This window comes from Streptomyces sp. NPDC003393 (genome assembly GCF_053589015.1).
In genome coordinates this window covers 145,987-164,432 of the sequence record NZ_JBSFRB010000004.1, presented here as the reverse complement: position 1 = coordinate 164,432, position 18,446 = coordinate 145,987, and the positions used below count along the sequence as shown (strand labels likewise).

12 protein-coding genes are annotated in these 18,446 nt (G+C 72.7%); 4 read left to right on the top strand and 8 right to left on the bottom strand.

The genetic code is table 11. The features are described 5' to 3' along the window. Positions 1 to 33: 33 nt before the first annotated feature. The 5 genes from ACWDUZ_RS06180 to ACWDUZ_RS06160 form a co-directional block, all read right to left on the bottom strand. Positions 34 to 657, bottom strand: a complete 624-nt coding sequence (locus ACWDUZ_RS06180) for a BMP family ABC transporter substrate-binding protein (protein ID WP_451630605.1) — start codon at positions 655 to 657, stop codon at positions 34 to 36. Positions 658 to 932: 275 nt separating this feature from the next. Continuing rightward, a complete protein-coding gene (locus tag ACWDUZ_RS06175; RefSeq protein WP_451630703.1) occupies positions 933 to 1,736 on the bottom strand; it encodes an HNH endonuclease family protein in 804 nt (267 codons plus the stop codon). A gap of 173 nt (positions 1,737 to 1,909) precedes the next feature. Continuing rightward, complete coding sequence (mfd, locus tag ACWDUZ_RS06170; RefSeq protein WP_451630604.1) at positions 1,910 to 5,464, bottom strand: transcription-repair coupling factor; 3,555 nt, start codon at positions 5,462 to 5,464, stop codon at positions 1,910 to 1,912. 362 nt (positions 5,465 to 5,826) lie between these two features. Beyond that, positions 5,827 to 8,406 (bottom strand): ABC transporter permease, encoded by a 2,580-nt coding sequence (locus ACWDUZ_RS06165; protein ID WP_451630603.1) that lies wholly within the window; start codon positions 8,404 to 8,406, stop codon positions 5,827 to 5,829. Continuing rightward, entirely contained in the window at positions 8,403 to 9,191 is a 789-nt protein-coding gene (locus tag ACWDUZ_RS06160) for an ABC transporter ATP-binding protein (RefSeq protein WP_451630602.1), read from the bottom strand. The genes ACWDUZ_RS06165 and ACWDUZ_RS06160 overlap by 4 nt, the downstream gene beginning before the upstream one ends. A gap of 664 nt (positions 9,192 to 9,855) precedes the next feature. On the opposite strand from ACWDUZ_RS06160, the gene ACWDUZ_RS06155 reads away from it, so the two are divergent. Continuing rightward, entirely contained in the window at positions 9,856 to 10,341 is a 486-nt protein-coding gene (locus tag ACWDUZ_RS06155; RefSeq protein ID WP_451630601.1) for a DUF485 domain-containing protein, read from the top strand. 26 nt (positions 10,342 to 10,367) lie between these two features. Beyond that, positions 10,368 to 11,948 carry a sodium/solute symporter gene (locus ACWDUZ_RS06150; RefSeq protein ID WP_451630702.1) on the top strand — a complete coding sequence of 527 codons (1,581 nt, stop codon included), beginning with the start codon at positions 10,368 to 10,370 and terminating at the stop codon, positions 11,946 to 11,948. Between the two features lie 95 nt (positions 11,949 to 12,043). On the opposite strand, the gene ACWDUZ_RS06145 is transcribed toward ACWDUZ_RS06150, so the two are convergent. The 3 genes from ACWDUZ_RS06145 to ACWDUZ_RS06135 all read right to left on the bottom strand — a co-directional run bounded on the left by ACWDUZ_RS06145 (position 12,044) and on the right by ACWDUZ_RS06135 (position 17,047). Then, positions 12,044 to 12,940, bottom strand: coding sequence for a cellulose-binding protein (locus tag ACWDUZ_RS06145; RefSeq protein ID WP_451630600.1), 897 nt, complete (start codon positions 12,938 to 12,940; stop codon positions 12,044 to 12,046). A gap of 243 nt (positions 12,941 to 13,183) precedes the next feature. Beyond that, positions 13,184 to 15,997, bottom strand: a complete 2,814-nt coding sequence (locus tag ACWDUZ_RS06140) for an SUKH-4 family immunity protein (RefSeq protein WP_451630599.1) — start codon at positions 15,995 to 15,997, stop codon at positions 13,184 to 13,186. A 9-nt stretch (positions 15,998 to 16,006) separates the two neighbouring features. Then, positions 16,007 to 17,047: an SMI1/KNR4 family protein gene (locus ACWDUZ_RS06135; RefSeq protein WP_451630598.1), complete on the bottom strand. Its 1,041-nt coding sequence runs from the start codon at positions 17,045 to 17,047 to the stop codon at positions 16,007 to 16,009. A 317-nt stretch (positions 17,048 to 17,364) separates the two neighbouring features. Here ACWDUZ_RS06135 and ACWDUZ_RS06130 point away from each other — a divergent pair, with 317 nt between their 5' ends. Next, entirely contained in the window at positions 17,365 to 17,889 is a 525-nt protein-coding gene (locus ACWDUZ_RS06130) for a YwqJ-related putative deaminase (RefSeq protein WP_451630597.1), read from the top strand. Positions 17,890 to 17,950: 61 nt separating this feature from the next. Next, positions 17,951 to 18,445, top strand: a complete 495-nt coding sequence (locus tag ACWDUZ_RS06125; RefSeq protein WP_451630596.1) for an SUKH-3 domain-containing protein — start codon at positions 17,951 to 17,953, stop codon at positions 18,443 to 18,445. Position 18,446 lies beyond the last annotated feature (1 nt).

Below are 18,446 nucleotides of genomic sequence, written 5' to 3'. Positions count from 1 at the left end.
TTTACCGAATGTGGTGGGTCATCTGCGGCTTTGTCATGTCTTGACCCCGCGAACGGCTTGCCGGACGTCTTCCGCGATCGTGTCCTTGAGCTTCACATCCGGCTTTGCCACCGCGATGTTGCCGGCCGCGGACGTCCCGTCGCCGACCACGACGAAGCGCACCTCGGGGTGCTTGCCGGCGTCGGCCCGCGCGACCGAGACCTGGGCGTCACCGACGGCCAGCAGGATCTCGCACTGACGCTGCATCAGGCTGTTGAAGAACGGCCGCACGTTGTCCGTCGTCTGCGGCCCCGTGACCGGTAGGTACATGACCCGGGTGCGGGTGTCCAGGGACGCCTCCTGCATCCCCTGCCACACGGTGGCGGCGGTCGTGCCCGCCAGAATGCCCTTCTCGCCGGTCAGCAGACAGGCGTCGGTCTCGGAGTACTGCCGGGCCCGCGGATCGGGCGGACCGCTCTCCTCACCGCCGAAGAGCCGCACGCCCACCAGCGCGAGGGCAACGGCCGCCACCACTCCGGCCGCGGCCCAGCCCCGGCAGCCCCTCAGCGCGACGGCCGCCACGGCCGCCACCCTGGCGACGGGCACCCCGCTCCACAAGCTGCCCTTGCCCTTCTTGCCGTCGCGCCCGGTCCGGCGCCAGGTACGCCGAACCTTCATCGCGACGGCCCCACGATGCGGGTTCGCGACCCGGCCGCGCGAACGGCGTCCACGTCGTGCTTCACGGCGATCCACCTCTGCTCTCGGGATGTGCGTACGTATGCGCGCATGCGGAAGCGACGCCGTAGGGTACATGCCGCCCAGGCGGCGGGGGTGCGGGGGAGCGCACGGGCGCCCCGGGACGCGCTCGCCGGCCGGGGCAGCCAGGGCCGTGCGGACGGCGCGAACCCGTCAGGTCGCGCGTCGATGCGGTCGAGCCGGCCTTTCGAACCCGCTCAGCCGCCGCATTGGCGGAGCATCATGCTCTTGTCCGCAGTGGTCACGGGAAGCTCGTACTTCACCGCCACCTGCGCGAACCTCACCGCGTACGAGCAGCGCACCGCCTTGCTGGGCGGCAGCCAGGTCGCGGGCCCCGCGTCCCTCTTGGCCGAGTTCGTGGAGCCCGAGACCGGAAGCAGATTGAGGGCGTCGTTCGCCAGCCGCTGCCGCTTCTGCTTGTCCCAGTGCGCGGCGCCCATCTGCCAGGCGTACGACAACGGCACCACGTGGTCTATCTGCACCTCGGTGGCCTTCGTCTTCTTCCAGGCGATGTCCTTGCCCGTGTACGGGTCGTGCAGGCTCATCGACACGACCACGCAGTCCGAGCCGGACCGGAACCTGACCTCCTGGCCGTCGCGTTTCAGCAAGTCGTTCCGGGTGTCACAACCGTTCCTCGCCAGCGGCACCCCGTCGGCCGTGTCCATCCACGCGTAGCCGAACTCGTCACGGTCGTAGCCCGTCTTGGGGCCGCGCCCCTTCGTCGCCACCTTCTCGATCAGCGACCGCGCCTTCGCCCGGTCCGCGGAGGAGGTGATCGCCGCCAGCCCCGGCTCGGTGCCGTCCGGGTTCTCCAGCGGGCTGACGGCATGTCCGTCCCGGGCCGGCGCGGGCGTCCCGCTCCCCGCGGGGCTACCGGCGTCGCCGACACCGCCCTTGCACCCGGCGACGAGCGCCACCGCCGTGCACACCGCCAGGCCGCCGCGCAGGAGGGGGCCCACCCCGCCGCAGTGCCTCGTCCGTCCCCCGGAACCACGGGACATCCCCACGCCCATGAAGCCCTCCCCTTGCCGTCCGCGTCCCGCTCCGGTGCGTGCGGGCCTGCCCTTTCCGTGCCCACGTTAACCGGCATGATGTTCGGCTCACGTGGGCGACGGAGGGGCGTACGGAGCGGGCGGGGCGTATCGGCGGCGGCTTCGACGCGCCGGGGCGGGGCCTACTGCCCCAGGACGGAGGCGAGGAACTCCCCGACCCAGCCCAGCAGTTCCCGGCCGATCAGCGGCTTGCCGCCGACCTTCGCCGTCTTCGGGCGGGGGACCAGCACCTGGTGCACGGCCGGCTTGATGACCGTGCCCGGGTACAGGCGCTTGAGGCGCAGCTCCTGGGACTCGCGCAACTCCACCGGGGCGAAGCGGATGTTGTTGCCCTGGAGGACGATCTCGCCGACCCCGCAGGCGCGGGCGAGCATGCGCAGGCCGGCCACCAGGAGGAGGTTCTCCACCGGCTCGGGCAGCTTGCCGTAGCGGTCGGTGAGTTCCTCGCGGACGGCCTTGATGTCCTCCTCGGAGTTGGCGGAGGCGATGGCGCGGTAGGCCTGGAGCCGCAGGCGCTCGCCGGGCGCGTAGTCGTGCGGGACGTGCGCGTCGACCGGCAGCTCGATCTTGACCTCCAGCGGGGCCTCCTCCTCGACCTCCCCCGTCTCCAGTTGCCGCCGGTAGTCCGCGACCGCCTCGCCGACCATCCGGACGTACAGGTCGAAGCCGACGCCCGCGATGTGGCCGGACTGCTCGCCGCCGAGCAGGTTTCCGGCGCCGCGGATCTCCAGGTCCTTCATCGCCACGTACATGCCCGCGCCCATCTCCGTGTGCTGGGCGATGGTGGCCAGGCGCTCGTGCGCGGTCTCCGTCAGCGGCTTCTCCGGCGGGTAGAGGAAGTAGGCGTAGCCGCGTTCGCGGCCACGGCCGACCCGGCCGCGCAGCTGGTGCAGCTGGGAGAGGCCGAAGTTGTCGCCTCGTTCCACGATCAGGGTGTTGGCGTTGGAGATGTCGATGCCCGACTCGACGATCGTCGTGGAGACCAGCACGTCGAACTTCTTCTCCCAGAAGTCGACCACGACCTGCTCCAGCGACGACTCCGACATCTTGCCGTGCGCGGTGGCGATCCGGGCCTCCGGCACGATCTCGCGCAGCCGCGCCGCCGCCCGGTCGATGGTCTCCACCCGGTTGTGGATGTAGAAGACCTGGCCCTCGCGCAGCAGCTCGCGGCGGATCGCCGCGCCGATCTGCTTCTCCTCGTACGGGCCGACGAAGGTCAGCACCGGGTGGCGCTCCTCCGGCGGGGTGGTGATCGTGGACATCTCGCGGATGCCGGTCACCGCCATCTCCAGGGTGCGCGGGATCGGGGTGGCGGACATCGTCAGCACGTCGACGTTGGCGCGCAGCTTCTTCAGCTGCTCCTTGTGCTCGACGCCGAAGCGCTGCTCCTCGTCGACGATGACCAGGCCCAGGTCCTTGAACTTCGTCTCGGAGGAGAACAGCCGGTGGGTGCCGATGACGACGTCCACCGAGCCGTCGCGCAGGCCCTCCAGGACCGCCTTGGCCTCGCTGTCGGTCTGGAAGCGGGAGAGCGCCTTCACGCTCACCGGGAACTGCGAGTAGCGCTCGCTGAACGTGCCGAAGTGCTGCTGCACCAGCAGCGTCGTCGGGACCAGCACCGCGACCTGCTTGCCGTCCTGGACGGCCTTGAAGGCGGCGCGGACCGCGATCTCCGTCTTGCCGTAGCCGACGTCGCCGCAGATCAGGCGGTCCATGGGGACCGACTTCTCCATGTCCTCCTTGACCTCGGCGATGGTGGTGAGCTGATCGGGGGTCTCCGCGTAGGGGAAGGCGTCCTCCAGCTCGCGCTGCCAGGGCGTGTCGGCGCCGAAGGTGTGGCCCGGGGCCGCCATCCGGGCCGAGTACAGCTTGATCAGGTCGGCGGCGATCTCCTTGACGGCCTTCTTCGCCCGCGCCTTGGTCTTGGTCCAGTCGGCGCCGCCGAGCCGGTGCAGGGTGGGCGCCTCGCCACCGACGTACTTGGTGATCTGTTCCAGCTGGTCGGTGGGGATGTACAGGCGGTCTCCGGGCTGGCCGCGCTTGGCCGGGGCGTACTCCACCACCAGGTACTCGCGGGTGGCGCCCTGCACGGTGCGCTGCGCCATCTCGATGTAGCGGCCCACGCCGTGCTGCTCGTGGACGATGTAGTCGCCCGCCTCCAGGGTCAGCGGGTCGATGGTCTTGCGGCGGCGGGCCGGCATCCGGGCGCCGTCCCGGGTGGCCGCGCGCTGACCGGACAGGTCGGTCTCGGTGAGCACGGCCAGCCTGAGCGCGGGGTCGACGAAGCCGTGGTCGATGCAGCCGCACGCCACGTGCACCACCGACGGGGACAGCTCCCCGAGGTCGGCGTCCAGGCGGGCCGCGATGCCCTCGCCGCCCAGCACCTCGACGGTGCGGGCGGCCGGGCCGTGCCCCTCGGTGACGTAGACGGCGCGCCAGCCGTCGGCCAGCCAGCCCTTGGTGTCGGCGAGCGCCCGTGCGGTGTCGCCCCGGTACGTCTCCGGCGCGTGCATGCCCAGCTTGAGGGTGTCCCCGCCGCCGTCGGCGTGCCCCTCGTACGCCGTCTCGTCGGCGGCGAACGGGGAGACGGACCACCACATCATGTCCAGTTCGCGGGCCCGGTCCCGGACGTCCGCGATCGACCACAGGGAGGCCGCGCCGACGTCGATGGGCGCCTCGCCGCCGCCGGCGCTGGCCGCCCAGGACGCCTGGAGGAACTCCTGGGAGGTCGCCACCAGGTCCGCGGCGCGCGTGCGCACCCGCTCCGGGTCGCACACCACGGCCATCGAACCCTTGGGCAGCACGTCCAGGAGCAGCTCCATGTCGTCGACGAGGACGGGGGCGAGGGACTCCATGCCCTCCACCGCGATGCCCTCGGCGATCCTGCCGAGCAGCTCGCCGAGCTCCGGGTGCTCCTCGGCCAGGGCACGCGCACGCGCCCGTACGTCCTCGGTGAGCAGCAGCTCGCGGCAGGGCGGGGCCCACAGGCCGTGCTCGGCGACTTCGAGGGAGCGCTGGTCGGCGACCTTGAAGTAGCGGATCTCCTCGACGTCGTCGCCCCAGAACTCGATGCGCAGCGGGTGTTCCTCGGTGGGCGGGAACACGTCGAGGATGCCGCCGCGCACGGCGAACTCGCCGCGCTTCTCCACCAGCTCCACGCGCGCGTACGCGGCGGCGGCGAGGGCTTCGACGACCTCGTTCAGGTCGGCGGTCCGGCCGGTTCTCAGGGCCACGGGCTCGAGGTCTCCGAGGCCCTTGACCTGCGGCTGCAGCACGGAGCGGATCGGTGCGACGACGACGGAGACCGGTCCGGTCTCGGGGTCGTCGGGGCTCGGGTGGGCCAGCCGGCGCAGCACGGCGAGCCTGCGGCCCACGGTGTCGCTGCGCGGGCTGAGCCGCTCGTGCGGGAGCGTCTCCCAGGAGGGGTACTCCACGACGCCCTCGGGAGGCAGCAGCGAGCGCAGTGCCGCGGCCAGGTCCTCGGCCTCGCGCCCGGTCGCCGTCACGGCGAGTACGGGGCGGGCGGCCTCGCGGGCCAGGGCGGCGATCGCGAAGGGGCGGGCGGCGGGCGGGCCTACGAGGTCGACGTGCATGCGGTTGCCGTCCGCGGCCGCGGTGATCGCTTCCGCGAGGGCGGGGTCCTTGACGACGGCGTCGAGCAGACCGTGCAGGCTCATGAAGTGCATCCATCCCGAGGAGAGGGCAACGCGAAGGGCCCGACTCGTGGGACGGGCCGGGGTTCCTTCAGCGTACGACGCCGGCGGGCCGGACCGGCGGGGCTGTGGACGACGCCCGGTGCCGAACGTGATCCGGCACGGACGGTGTGCGCGCCGGACGGTTCCGCCCCGCGCCGCCCCGGCCGGCCCGGCCCGCCCCGGGGCTGCCGCCTCCCGGACGTGCGATCCGGCCTGAACGCCTCGTCCTCGTTCCCGTCCTCGCGCCGGACGGGAACGAGGACGAGCCCGGGGCCGGGAAGTCGACGACTTCCCGGCCCCGGGCTTCCCCGTGACCCCCGTGCACGAAGGTCTCGTCGCGGTCGCTACTCCGTGGCGATCGCGTTCAGCACGTTCATCCGGCCGGCCCGGAACGCCGGGATCAGGGCGGCGAACAGCCCCACGAAGGCCGAGCCGATGAAGACTCCGGTGATCGTCGGCCAGGGGATGTCCAGGACCTTCAGGCCCTCCAGGGCGAGGAGCTTCTGGGCCGTGGCGCCCCAGCCCATGCCCAGGCCCAGGCCCAGCAGGGCGCCGAAGAGGGCGATGACGACCGACTCCAGGCGGATCATGCGGCGCAGCTGGCGGCGGGAGAGGCCGATCGCCCGCATCAGGCCGATCTCCCGGGTCCGCTCGACCACCGACAGGGCCAGGGTGTTCACCACACCCAGCACCGCGACGATGATCGCCAGGGCGAGCAGGCCGTAGATCATGTTCAGCAACTGCCCGATCTGGTCCTTCAGCGCCTGCTTGTAGTCGGTCTGGTCACGCACGGTGTACTGCGGGTAGTCGTGCAGCGCGGACTTCAGGGCCGTGTAGGCGGCATCCTGCTGCCCGTCCTTGGCGGTGGCGAAGACCAGCTGGTCCAGCGGCATCTTGTCGGCGGGCACGTACTTGGCGAGCGTGGCGATCGACGTGTACTTCGCGCCGGCGTCGATCACCACGTCACTGCTGGTGATCGCCCGGACGGTCAGGTTCGCGGTGGTGCCGTTGCGGAAGGCGACCTTGATCTTCGAGCCCAGGTGGATGCCGTGCGCCTCGGCGAACTTCTCGTGCACGGACATCGAGTCGGGCAGATAGGCGTCCTTGAGGTTGCCCTCGACGGTCTTGGTGCGCAGGTCGGTCGCGTACGACGGGTCGGCCGCCGTGATGTCCGTGTCCTTGAGGGTCTTGCCGTCGGGGGTCGTGTAGTCGGCCTTGGTCATCCGGTACTCGGTGACCCGGGCCAGCCCCGGCGTGTCCTTGATCGCCCGGACCGCCTGCGGGGTGACCAGCTGACCCGTGTCGGACTGGACGATGAAGTCCGTGCCGACGGTCTTGTCGAGCTGGTCGGTGGCGGAGGCGACCATGGAGGAGCCGACCACCGACAGGCAGGCGACCAGCGCGAGGCCGATCATCAGGGCGGCGCCCGTGGCACCGGTGCGGCGCGGGTTGCGCAGCGCGTTGCGCTCGGCCATCCGGCCCACCGGCCCGAAGCCCCGCAGCAGTACGGCGCCCAGGACGCGCACCACGCCACCCGCGAGCAGCGGGCCGATGACGACGAATCCGATCAGCGACAGCACCACGCCCAGGCCCAGCCACAGCGAGCCGTCCTTGGCCTTGTCGACGCCCGCCGTCAGATAGAGGCTGTAGCCGCCGGCGCCCGTCAGCACCAGTCCCACCAGGGCCCGGATCCGCCCGGCCCTGGCGCCGGCCGGGGCTCCGGCGTCGCGCAGCGCGGCCATCGGGGAGACCTTGCCGGCCCGGCGGGCGGGCAGGTAGGCGGCGAGGACGGTGACGACGACGCCGAGCACCAGACCGGTCACCGGGGTCGTCCAGGCGACCGTCAGATCGCTGGTCGACAGGTGCATGCCCATCTGGCCCATGAGCTTCATCAGCCCGACCGCGATGCCGACGCCCGCCCCGACACCGAGCACGGAGCCCACCAGGCCGAGCAGCAGCGCCTCGACGAGCACGGAGCGGTTGACCTGCTTGCGCGAGGAGCCGATGGCCCGCATCAGGCCGATCTCCCGGGTGCGCTGGGCGACCAGCATCGAGAAGGTGTTGATGATCAGGAAGATGCCGACGAGGAAGGCGATCCCGGCGAAGCCGAGCATCGCGTACTTCATGACGTTCATGAAGCTCTCGACGTCCTTCTGGTTGGCGTCGGCGGTCTCCTTTGCGGTCTGCACCTTGTAGCCGGTGCCGAGCGCCGCGAGCACGTTCGTCTTCAGCTGCGGGTCGGTCACCCCGGCGGCGGCCGTGACGTTGATGTTGGTGTAGACACCGGTCCTGCCGACGAGCGTCTGCTGCGCCGTCCTGGTGTCCAGGTAGAAGATGGCCGCACCGGGGTTGGTGACCTGGAAGGCGGCGATGCCGGAGATCCTCGCGCGGTGCGTGCCGACCGCGCTGATCACGCCGATCTCGTCACCGAGTTCCAGATGGTGCTTGTCGGCGGTGTCGGCGTCGACCATCACCTGGTCCGGGCCCTCGGGCACCGTACCCGAGGTGATCTTCATGGTGCGGGCGTCGTTGCCGTTCCAGCTGCCGACGATGGTCGGGGCACCGCTGGAGGGCGACAGGTTGTCCTTGTCGCCGTCGACGACGGTGACGGAGGTCGAGAAGACCGTCCCCTCCGCCGACTTCACGCCCTGCGCCCCGCGCACCTTGGCGAGCACGGAGGCCGGCACGACCGGCGGCTTGCCGTCGTCGGCGGTCGTCTCTCCGCTGTCGGAGGCACTCTTGGCGCTCACCGTCACATCGGACGACGTCGCCTGGAACAGCTTGTCGAAGGTGGTGTTCATGGTGTCGGTGAACACCAGCGTCCCGCAGACGAAGGCCACCGACAGCAGGACGGCGATCGCCGAGAGGGCCATCCGTCCCTTGTGCGCGAAGAAGTTGCGCATCGACGTCTTCAGGACGGTCATGACGTACGCCCCCGGGCGTCGAAGTCCTTCATCCGGTCCAGGACCTGGTCGGCCGTCGGCTGGAGCATCTCGTCGACGATCCGGCCGTCGGCGAGGTACAGCACCCGGTCCGCGTAGGAGGCGGCCACCGGGTCGTGGGTGACCATCACGATCGTCTGGCCGAGCTCGTCGACCGAACGGCGCAGGAAGCCGAGGACCTCGGCGCCCGCGCGGGAGTCCAGGTTGCCGGTCGGCTCGTCACCGAAGATGATCTCGGGCCGGGCGGCGAGCGCGCGGGCCACGGCGACCCGCTGCTGCTGACCGCCGGAGAGTTGGTTGGGCCGGTGCTTGAGCCGCCCGGCCAGGCCGACGGTCTCCACCACCCGGTCCAGCCATGCCCGGTCCGGCTTCCGGCCGGCGATGTCCATGGGCAGGGTGATGTTCTCGAGCGCGTTCAGCGTCGGCAGCAGGTTGAACGCCTGGAAGATGAAGCCGATCCGGTCCCGCCGCAGCTGGGTGAGCTTCTTGTCCTTCAGGCCGGTGATCTCGGTCTCGTCCAGGTGGATCTGACCGCTCGTCACGGTGTCGAGCCCGGCCAGGCAGTGCATCAGCGTGGACTTGCCGGACCCGGAGGGGCCCATGATCGCGGTGAACTGGCCGCGGGCGATGTCCACGTCGACGTGGTCGAGGGCGACGACCCGGGTCTCACCGGCCCCGTAGGCCTTCACGACCTGCCGCGCCCGCGCGGCAACGGCCGTAGTCCCTCCAGTACCCCCGTGCCTGGGAATGGTCACAGCCGATGTCACGGTAAGTCTCCTATGTCGGTCAGCGGTTGGTCGTGCCCCTCGCCCGTCGGTCGAGCGCGGTGGTGCGGTACGTCCACGAGTCTGGTCGGCGAGGGGCTCCGGCGCGCTGGTGCCGGGCCCCGTCTTCTGCGGGGGAAAACCCCACCTCCGGTGGTGCGGTGCGCCGCCGTCCGGCGGCGCCGTGCCGCCCCCTCAGTGGCGTAAAGCCAGGTTAAGGACGGACCCGGTGCCCTTTCGTCCTCCGCCGGTACGAACCCTCCCCGACCTCAGGTACGGAGCAACCCCTAGGGGCTGTCCACCGACGGGTGGACCTCGTCTCAGGGTCGCGTCCACCCACGGGCCCAGCGGGCCTCCACCTTCCGCCCCGTGAGCGGGCCTCGCGGCCCTGCTCAGGCCCGTCGCGCGACGCTCCCCGCGCCGCGCCCGGCCTTTCGCCGCCTCCGCGGTGTCACGGACCGGAGGGCTACGCCCCCGCGATGCGACATCGCGTCAGCAGGAGGCCGCACGTCGATGCCGGCGCAGTAAGCGCATACCGACCACTCAGTTTGGCCAAAACGCAGCGCATTTCCGGGGCGCCGAGTAGCGTGCGTGACCCGCAGCACCCTCCCCACGCCACCTCCCACCCCGCATCTCTCTTCCAGAGCCGCCACTCGAGGAGCCCGGGATGTCCCACCCCGCTCACGATCCCCCGCCGCCGTACGGCACGTATCCCCCACCGCCGTACGCCACGCACCCCTCGCCGTCGTACGCCACGCACCCCTCGCCGTCGTACGCGACGTACCCCTGGCAGCCGTCACCGCCCGTACCGGAGCCGGAGGCGCGGCGGTCACCCCGGCGGGCGGTGCTGGGGCACCACAGCGACCTGCGGATCCTGCGCGGCGCCTACCGCCGGCAGCGGCGCGTGGCCACCCTCACCGCACTGGGGTACTTCACGCTCTTCCTCGTCCTGTCCGCCTTCGCGCCGTCCTTCATGACGGCCGACGGCGCGGGCGGACTGCCCGTCGGGCTGCTGCTCGCCCTCGCCCAGCTCCCGGTCACCCTGCTGGCGATCTGGCTGTACGAGTACACCGCGCGCCGGTACGTCGACCCGATCGCGGACCGCATACGCCGGCAGGCCGAGCTGGACAGCAGGCGGGGGGCGGCGCAGTGATCCTCTTCAACGGCCCGCCCCAGGCGATGTCCCTGGTGGCGTTCACCAGCGTCGCCACCGTCACCCTGCTGCTGTGCGTGATGACCGGCCCGGACCGGGACGACCTCGACGAGTTCTACACCGGCTACAGCTCCCTGTCCCCCATGCGCAACGGCCTGGCCATCGCGGGCGACTACATCTCGGCGGCCAGCGTGCTGGGCACGGGCGGGATCATCGCCCTGTGCGGCTACGACGGGATCGTGCTGGCGCTGAGCACGGCGCTGTCGCTGATGCTGATGATGTTCCTGCTGGCCGAACCGCTGCGCAACGCGGGCCGGTTCACCATGGGGGACGCGCTGGCGCGCCGGATGCCGGGGCGTGCCGTGCGGATGACGGCGTGCGCGGTGACCATCGCCGCGCTGGTGCCGCTGATGCTGGTGCAACTGGCGGGCACGGGCCAGCTGCTGGCCTTCATCCTCGGCTTCTCCAGCGACTCCCTCAAGACCGGCTGTGTGATCGGCCTGGGCGCGCTGATGATCAGCTACGCGGCCATCGGCGGGATGAAGGGAACGGCCCTCATCCAGATCCTGAAGATCGTGATGCTGCTGGGGTCCGGGGCCGTGGTCGCCCTGCTCATCCTGCGGCGGTTCGACTGGGACCCCGGCCTGCTCTTCGACGCGGCGGCGCAGAAGAGCGGAGTCGGTCAGGCCTTCCTGCACCCGGGCATCGAGTTCGCGGGCGGCGCCCACCCCCGTCTCGACATGATCACCGGCGAGCTGACGGTGGTCCTGGGCGGTGCGTGCCTGCCACACATCACCATGCGCACCTACACCGCCTCCAGCGCACGGCAGGTGCGGCGGTCGATGTCCTGGGCGGTGTCGAGCGTGGCCCTGTTCGTGCTCATCGTCACCGTGGTCGGCTTCGGCGCCACCGCGCTCGTCGGACGCGCGGTGATCGCGGGGGCCGACCCGCAGGGCAACACCGCCTATCTGCTGGGCTCGCGGGCCGCGTTCGGGGCGGACATCTCCACCGGGGAGACGTTTCTGTTCACCGCCGTCACCACGGCCATCTTCCTGACGCTGCTCGCCTCCGTCGCCGGAATGATCCTGGCCTGCGCCAACTCCCTGGCCCACGACGTCTTCGCCGCCCGCGTGCAGGAGATGCCGGCGCGCCGCGAGATGACACTGGCCCGCCTCTCGGCACTGGCGGTGGGCGTTCCCACCATCCTGCTGGCCACGCTGGTCCAGCACCGCAGCCTCCAGCCGCTGGTGACGCTGAGCTTCTGCCTGGGCGCCTCCGCCATCGCGCCCGCCCTGGTCTACGGCCTCTTCTGGCGCCGTTACACCCGAACGGGCCTGCTGAGCACCCTGGTCGGCGGCACCCTCGCGGTGCTGCTGCTGATGCCGGGCACCAACATCGTCTCCGGCTCGCCGCTCGCCGCCTTCCCCGACGCCGACTTCAACTACTTCCCTTTCACCACGACCGGTGTGGTCACCATCCCCCTCGGCTTCCTGTTCGGCTGGCTGGGCACGCTGGCCTCCGGCCGGGCGAAGGCGGAGGAGCAGCGGCACCAGTACGAGTCGGTGGAGGGCTGGATCCTGGCGGGCGCGGTACGCAGGGGGAGCTGACCCGAGGCCCTGTCGCCGACAGGCACGCGGGAACCCGACGACAGGGCCTCAGGACGGCCGCCCGGCGGGCCCGTGCCGCCGCCCGCCGGGCGGCCCTACTCGGCCCAGGCCCGCCCGGTCAGTGCGGTGATGCTGTCCTGCACGGTGTCCATCTGGGCCCGCACGTCGTCCCACATCTCGCCGTGCTCGCGCAGCACCCGTTCGGTCTCACGGGCGATCCGGTCCGCCCGCAGCCGGGCCTCGGCCAGCACCTCGGCCGCCCGCGCCCGCGCCTCCTCCGGCGCCCGCGGCTCCTGCTCCCGGGCGTCGGCCAGGTCCTGCTCGGCCGCCGTCAGCGCGACCTCGGCCGCCTCCAGCCGCCGGGCGAGGTCGGCCTCCAGCGCGGCCTGACGCCCGCTCTCCTCCCGTTCCGCCTCGGCGAGCCGGGCGGCGTGCTCACGGGTCTGCTCGGTGAGCATCCCCGACGTACGCTGCCGCATCTCGCGCAGGGCCGCCACGGCCTCGCCCCGGTACGCCTTCACCTCGCGGCGCACGGAGACCCGTAGTTCCTCGGCCTCGGCCTGGGCGCCGAGCAGCCGCTGCCGGGCTCGTTCCTCGGCCTCGGCGCGTACGGTGTCGGCGTGCGCCCGAGCGGCCTGGAGCACGGCGTCCGCGTGCGCCCGCGCCGACTCCTGAAGCTGCCCGGCCTCCTGCCGCGCCCGCTCCCGCACCGCCTGCGCCTCGCGCCGCCCCAGTTCGTACAGGCGCCGGGCACCCTCTCCCAGCGACTCGTAGGTCTGCTCACCGATCCGGTCGGCGGCCTCCCGCAGGGCGGCGAGCTCCGCCTCCATGTTCTTGGCCAGCACGGTCAGCCGGGCGGCTCGCTCCCAGGCGGCGTCCCGTTCGTCGGAGAGGGCGTCCGCACAGGCGTTCACCTGGCTGGGGCGGTAGCCACGCCCCCGTACGACCACGAAGCCGTGAAACGCGGCCGATGCCCTGGCGGCGCTGCCCATCCTGAACCCCTCTCCGCCGAAGCCTCGTCGAGCGGATGCGACACGATGATTTCGCGCACATCTTGAGGTATTGGGCGGAAATGTTCATAACGCGACACTCCGGGCACGCGATTCGATCAGCCGCCGAACACAGAAAGGCCGGGTGTGGTCGTACCGGTCGTACGACCACACCCGGCCCCTTCGGCATCGTCCGGCCGCGCCCGGCCTTCCGGCCCCGCACGCCGTCGGATGCCGCTCACACGCTCACAGCAGGCCGTCCCACATCTGCTCCAGCAGCACCGACCACCAGCTCTCCGGCGAACCGAGCGCCGCCGGGTCCAGGGCGGCCAGCTGGGCCTGGAAGTCGACGGTCCACCGACCCGCCTGCTCCTGGTTCAGGCCGTGGCGCAGCCGCCACATCCGCCCGAGCAGCGCCAGGCAGCGCGCGAACTCCGGCAGGCCGGTGTTCACGAACTGCGGCGGCACGGACGTACCTCCCGGCCCGGCCTCCACCGGCACCGCGACGATGTTGGCCGTGCCGTACTGCACGCAGACCGCCTTGCCGAAGTCGCTGCCCATGACCAGGTACGAGCCCGCGTCCGGGGCCGGCCGCACACCGCGCTCGGCCGCCAGTTCGGCCAGCGTCGGCACCGGCCGCCCCGGCTGGGCCTGCGCCCAGAAGAACGGGCCCATGTCCATCGGCAGACCCGCCACCACCAGCGTCTGCGCCACGACCGGCGGCACGCCCTGCCGGGACACCGCCGCCTGCTCGAAACGGAACACACCCGGCCCGAAGGCCGCGCCGAGCTCCTGGGCGATGCCCTCCGGCGGAACCGGCGGCACCGCCTGCACCGGTGGGATCGGCGACCGCACCGGGGCCGGACGGGCGGGCCCGTCGGCCACCTGGTGCAACTCACCCTGATGGGCGAGGAGCTGCGCCATGCCCTGCTGCCGGCTCGCATGGTCGGTGCCGTACGGCGCGATCGACGTGATCCGCGCCTGCGGCCACTGCTCACGGATCATCCGCGCGCAGTAGGCGCCCGGCAACTGGCACGACTCCAACTCGGTGTGCAGCTCCAGCACCTGGTCCGGCGGCACGTTCATGGCCCGCAGCTCGTGGAAGATCTGCCACTCCGGGTGCGGCATGCCCGGCGCCGAACGCCGGATCAGCTGCTGCTCGGAACCGTCCTGAGCCCGGTAGCGCAGCACGGCCTGGTAGCCGGGGCCGACCGTCGGCAGGCCCTGCTGGGGGTAGCCGTAGGCCGGGGGCTGTTGACCGGGCACGGGCCGGCCGGGCGGCGGCATGGCACCGGGGGGCATGGGCTGCGGAGGCTGCGGGACGCCCGGAGGCGTACCGGGGGCGCCCGGGACCGGCGGTGGCGGAGGCGCGCCGGGGCCGCCCGACGCGGGCCCGGCCAGCATGGTCGCCGCGTGGTGCACGGCGCCCTGCCCTGCTCCCGGCGCACCGGGGACACCCGGAGCGGCGGGCGCACCCGGCGGCTGCGGCGGCCCGGGAACACCCGGAGCCGCGGGCGGTCCCGGCGGACCGGGCGGCTGCGGGACGCCGCCGCCCTGGCCGGGGTCGGCGAGCATCGTGGCGGCGTGGTGGACACCGCCCGGAGGCGTACCGCCGGGCGTGCCGGGTGCACCCGGGGTGCCCGGTGCCCCCGGCGGGGGAGGCGTCGGCGGACCGGCAGGACCGTCGGGCCCGAGCGACGAGACGAGCTGGGTGGGCACGTACCCGCCCGCGGCACCGGGGGCATCCGGAGCACCCGGAGCACCCGGGGTGCCCGGGGTGCCGGGCGCAGGCGGCGTGGACGCCGTGCCCGGCCGCGCACCCGGCGTGCCGGGGGCTCCCGGCGGCGGAGGCGTGGACGAACCGCTCCGCCCACGGCGCGGCGGAGGCGCGGCCTTGCTCGTCGCGGCGTCCGCGATGTCACCGGCGTGCGGCGCGAGAGGCCGTCCGGGACCGGCCTGCGGCGGAGCGGTCGGCGCCCCCGGGGCCGGGGTGCCTGGGGCGCCCGGGGTTCCCGGGCCCTGCGGGTGGCCGTACGGCGCCCCGTCGGGAGGCGGAGGCGGCGTGCCCGGGCCCGCCGCGGCGCCGGCGCCCGGAGCACCGGAACCACCAGGGGCACCGGGTGCACCGGGTCCCTGCGGGTAGCCGTACGACGGAGCGGCCGGCGGCGGGGGCGGAGTGCCCGGACCCTGCGGAGAGGCGTTCGACGCACCACCCGGCGGCGGAGGCGGCGTGCCGCCCTGGGAGTCAGCGGAAGGCGCACCCGGAACACCCGGGACCCCCGGATCGTCGAGCGCGGGCGCCAGAGCCGTCCGCGGAAGCCGGCTGCCGCCCTCCATCAGCGACGTCTTGGCGTCCGGGGCGGCGGCCGGCGGCGGGGTGTCGTCGGCGTCGCTCAGCGGCGGCGCGAACACGGTGGCGGGCAACGGCACGGAACGGTCCTCACCACCGTCGGCGTTGGTGTCCGTCCCGGCCCACGGAGTCGCCCCCGCGGGCGCACCGGTGTCGGCGCCCGTGGCGGCGGGCGCCGCGGGAGCACCCGTACCGGCCGGGGCCGACCCGCTCACCGGCACCCCCGCCTGCGTCCGCGGCAGCGCGTCGCCACCGGCGCCCGCACCCGCCCCGGAACCCTGATCCGCACCCGCATCGGCGCCCGGCCCGCCGCTGTCACCACGCCGGTCCGGGATCCCGAGCTTGTCCGCCGCCTCCTGCAACCACTCCGGCGGACTCAGCAGGAACGACGTCTGGTTCAGATCCACCCGGACGGGCGGCGCCGCGGCGGCCCGGTCGGCCTCCCCGTCCGCACGGCCGTACTCCTCCTCGTACCGGCGGATCACCTCGCCCACCGGCAACGCGGGCCACAACGTGGCCTCACCGCTGTCCCGCGCGATCACCAGCCGCTGCGCACCGCCGTCCGAACGCGGCCCGTCCGCGCGGTCCTCGGCCCACACCACGAAGCCGAGGTCGAACTCCCGTACCCGCACCTCCCGATGCTGGTACGACGGCACATCACCGTTGATCCACTCTTCCGCGCGCTCCTGCGCCTGCGCGAAGGTCACCATCGCCCGACCTCACTCCCCCACCGACGACACCGAGGACGACGCGGACGGCACCGCGACGGCCCGCGCGAAACCGCCGTCCACCATCAGGTTCGCCACCGTCTCCAACTCCGGCGGAGAACCCGCCAACCGGGACAGGAAGGCATCGAAGTCCGCACCGCAGGGCAGCAACAGCCGCTCCACACGCTCGGCCTGCGACCACGACGGATCGACGTCCCGCACGTCGTCGTACGCGCAGAACCACACCGAACCGGCCCGCTCGCCCTTCACCTTCACGGCCAGCAGCCCGCCCTGCACGAAACCGACCCCCAGGTAGTCCTTCGTCAGGTGGTCGCGCAGACACTTGTTGACGTACACCAGGTCGTTGACCGCCGCCTCCTCACGCACCGTGAAGAACGGCTGGTCGATCAGCAGCCCCAGCTCCGCGTCCAGCGCCGTCCCGACCGGCGCGCACCCGCCCGCCGCCTTCAGGAACGACCGGTACGCGCCGGGCAGCCGGTACCCCAGATCCTCCTCGATCCCCTGCACCTGCTGCTCCGACACCGCCGCACCCGACTTCGGCAGCCCGAAATGCGCCGGCCGGGTCTCCTGCAACGGCCGCGTGCCCCGCTTGGCCTGGTCGACATTCGCGGTCGCGATCCCGCCGTGATGACGCAACAGCGCCTTCACCTCCACCGGAACCAGCTCCAGGCGCCGGGTACCCGCCACGTGATGCCACGTCCAGCCGTGCGGGGTCGCCACGTTCGGCACCGTGTCCCACAGCTCGTGCCCGGACGCCGCCAGCGCCGCGTTCGCGGAGACGTAGTCCGTCAGCCGCAACTCGTCGACACCGAAGCCCTCCGGCGGCTCCGCGATCTCCGCCGCCGCCCGCGCGTACGGCGAGAAGTCGGGGTAGCCACGCTCGTCCACCCGCACCCCTCTCGGGTGACGAGAAGCCCGCACCGGGTCCGGGAAGTGCACGACCTGCCCGGCATAGGCCGCGTTCGGCGGCACGGCTTGTCCCCCAGCCTGGCGGCTGGGCGGTGCCCCCAGCCCGAGCCGACCTGATGTCATGGCGGTTGCCCCCTGCGGCACTCTGTACGACCCAGAGCGGAACGGCTGCTGACGCCGTACCGCCCAGACCCGTATCGACTACTTCTCTCCAACGCGTCGACCGCGCGCATCGCGGCGTGCCGACAGCCTATGCGGTACGCCGACACCGGTCACCGGGCCACCACCCACCGGCCACCCACTCCCCACCATCCCGCCGTGACCAGCCGTCACCCCATCGTGACGCACCGCCCCGGCCCGGGCGTGTCGCACCGCCCCAGCTTCCGCACCCGCCACGCGATTTGGCACTCTGTGTCCTCCGGGGGGATGCTCGGGAGGGGATGATGATCATGAATGCGACGCAGACGGGACCGCATGCCGGTGCCTCCGGCGACCCGAGAGTCGACTGGAGCAGCACCGAGGCACCCCACGCGCCCACCCTCCGCCACCGCCGCGACGGCATACTCCCCACCATCGCCGCCGCCCTGTCCGTACGCGGCGCCACCCTCACCGGCACCGCCGCACGCGGCGAGGAACCCCCCACCCTGCACCCCCTCGTCCAGGACTTCCTCGACGCCCTCACCAGCGCCCAGCGCGACCGCTTCACCGGGCGCTGCGCCGAGACCATCCTCATCTCCCGGCACATCAGCGCCGTCGACGCCGGCCGCAGCAAACGCGCCGCCCGCAAACCCATGACCAACGGCGAAGCCCGCAAAGCCCTCAAACAGGGCAAACTCACCGCCCGCCGCATCCGCGAGGACGGCGACCCCCTCCACGGCAGCTTCGCCACCCCCTGCCGCGCCTGCACCGCGCTCAGCGCCCACTTCGGCGTCCGCATCGTCGACCCCTCGGACGACGAAGCCTGACCACCCACAGACCGGGCCACGCGCGCCGCACCCCACCGCGGCCACGACGATCGAAGGGCAGATGCACGCCGACCGCCACACCACCACCCGCTTCGCCGTACCCGTCGACGCGGCCCTGCGCGCCGCCGGCTGGCAACCCGGACGCTGGGACATAAAACAGGCCGAGATCTGGGCGGACACCCTGCGCGACCACGCCTCCCCGGCCGGCCACCGGCACACCGTCTTCCCCGCCGCCGTCGAAGCCTGGGCCGAATTCGGCGGCCTGCGCATCACCCCCACCGGCAGCGGCCGCCAGATCGCCCCCACCACCCTCGACCTCGACCCGCTGCACGGCCTCCACATGGCCCGCACCCTCGGCGACCTCGGCCGCGCCCTCGACACCGAGGTCTGCCCCCTCGGCGCCGAGACCGACACCGAGTCCCTGCTCGCCATCGACACCGAAGGCCGCGTCTACGCCCTCGACCACACCGGCGACTGGTACCTCGGCCCCGACATCGACCAGGCCCTGTCCACCCTCATCTCCGGCACAGCCCCCGTACGCCTGACGACTGGCTGAC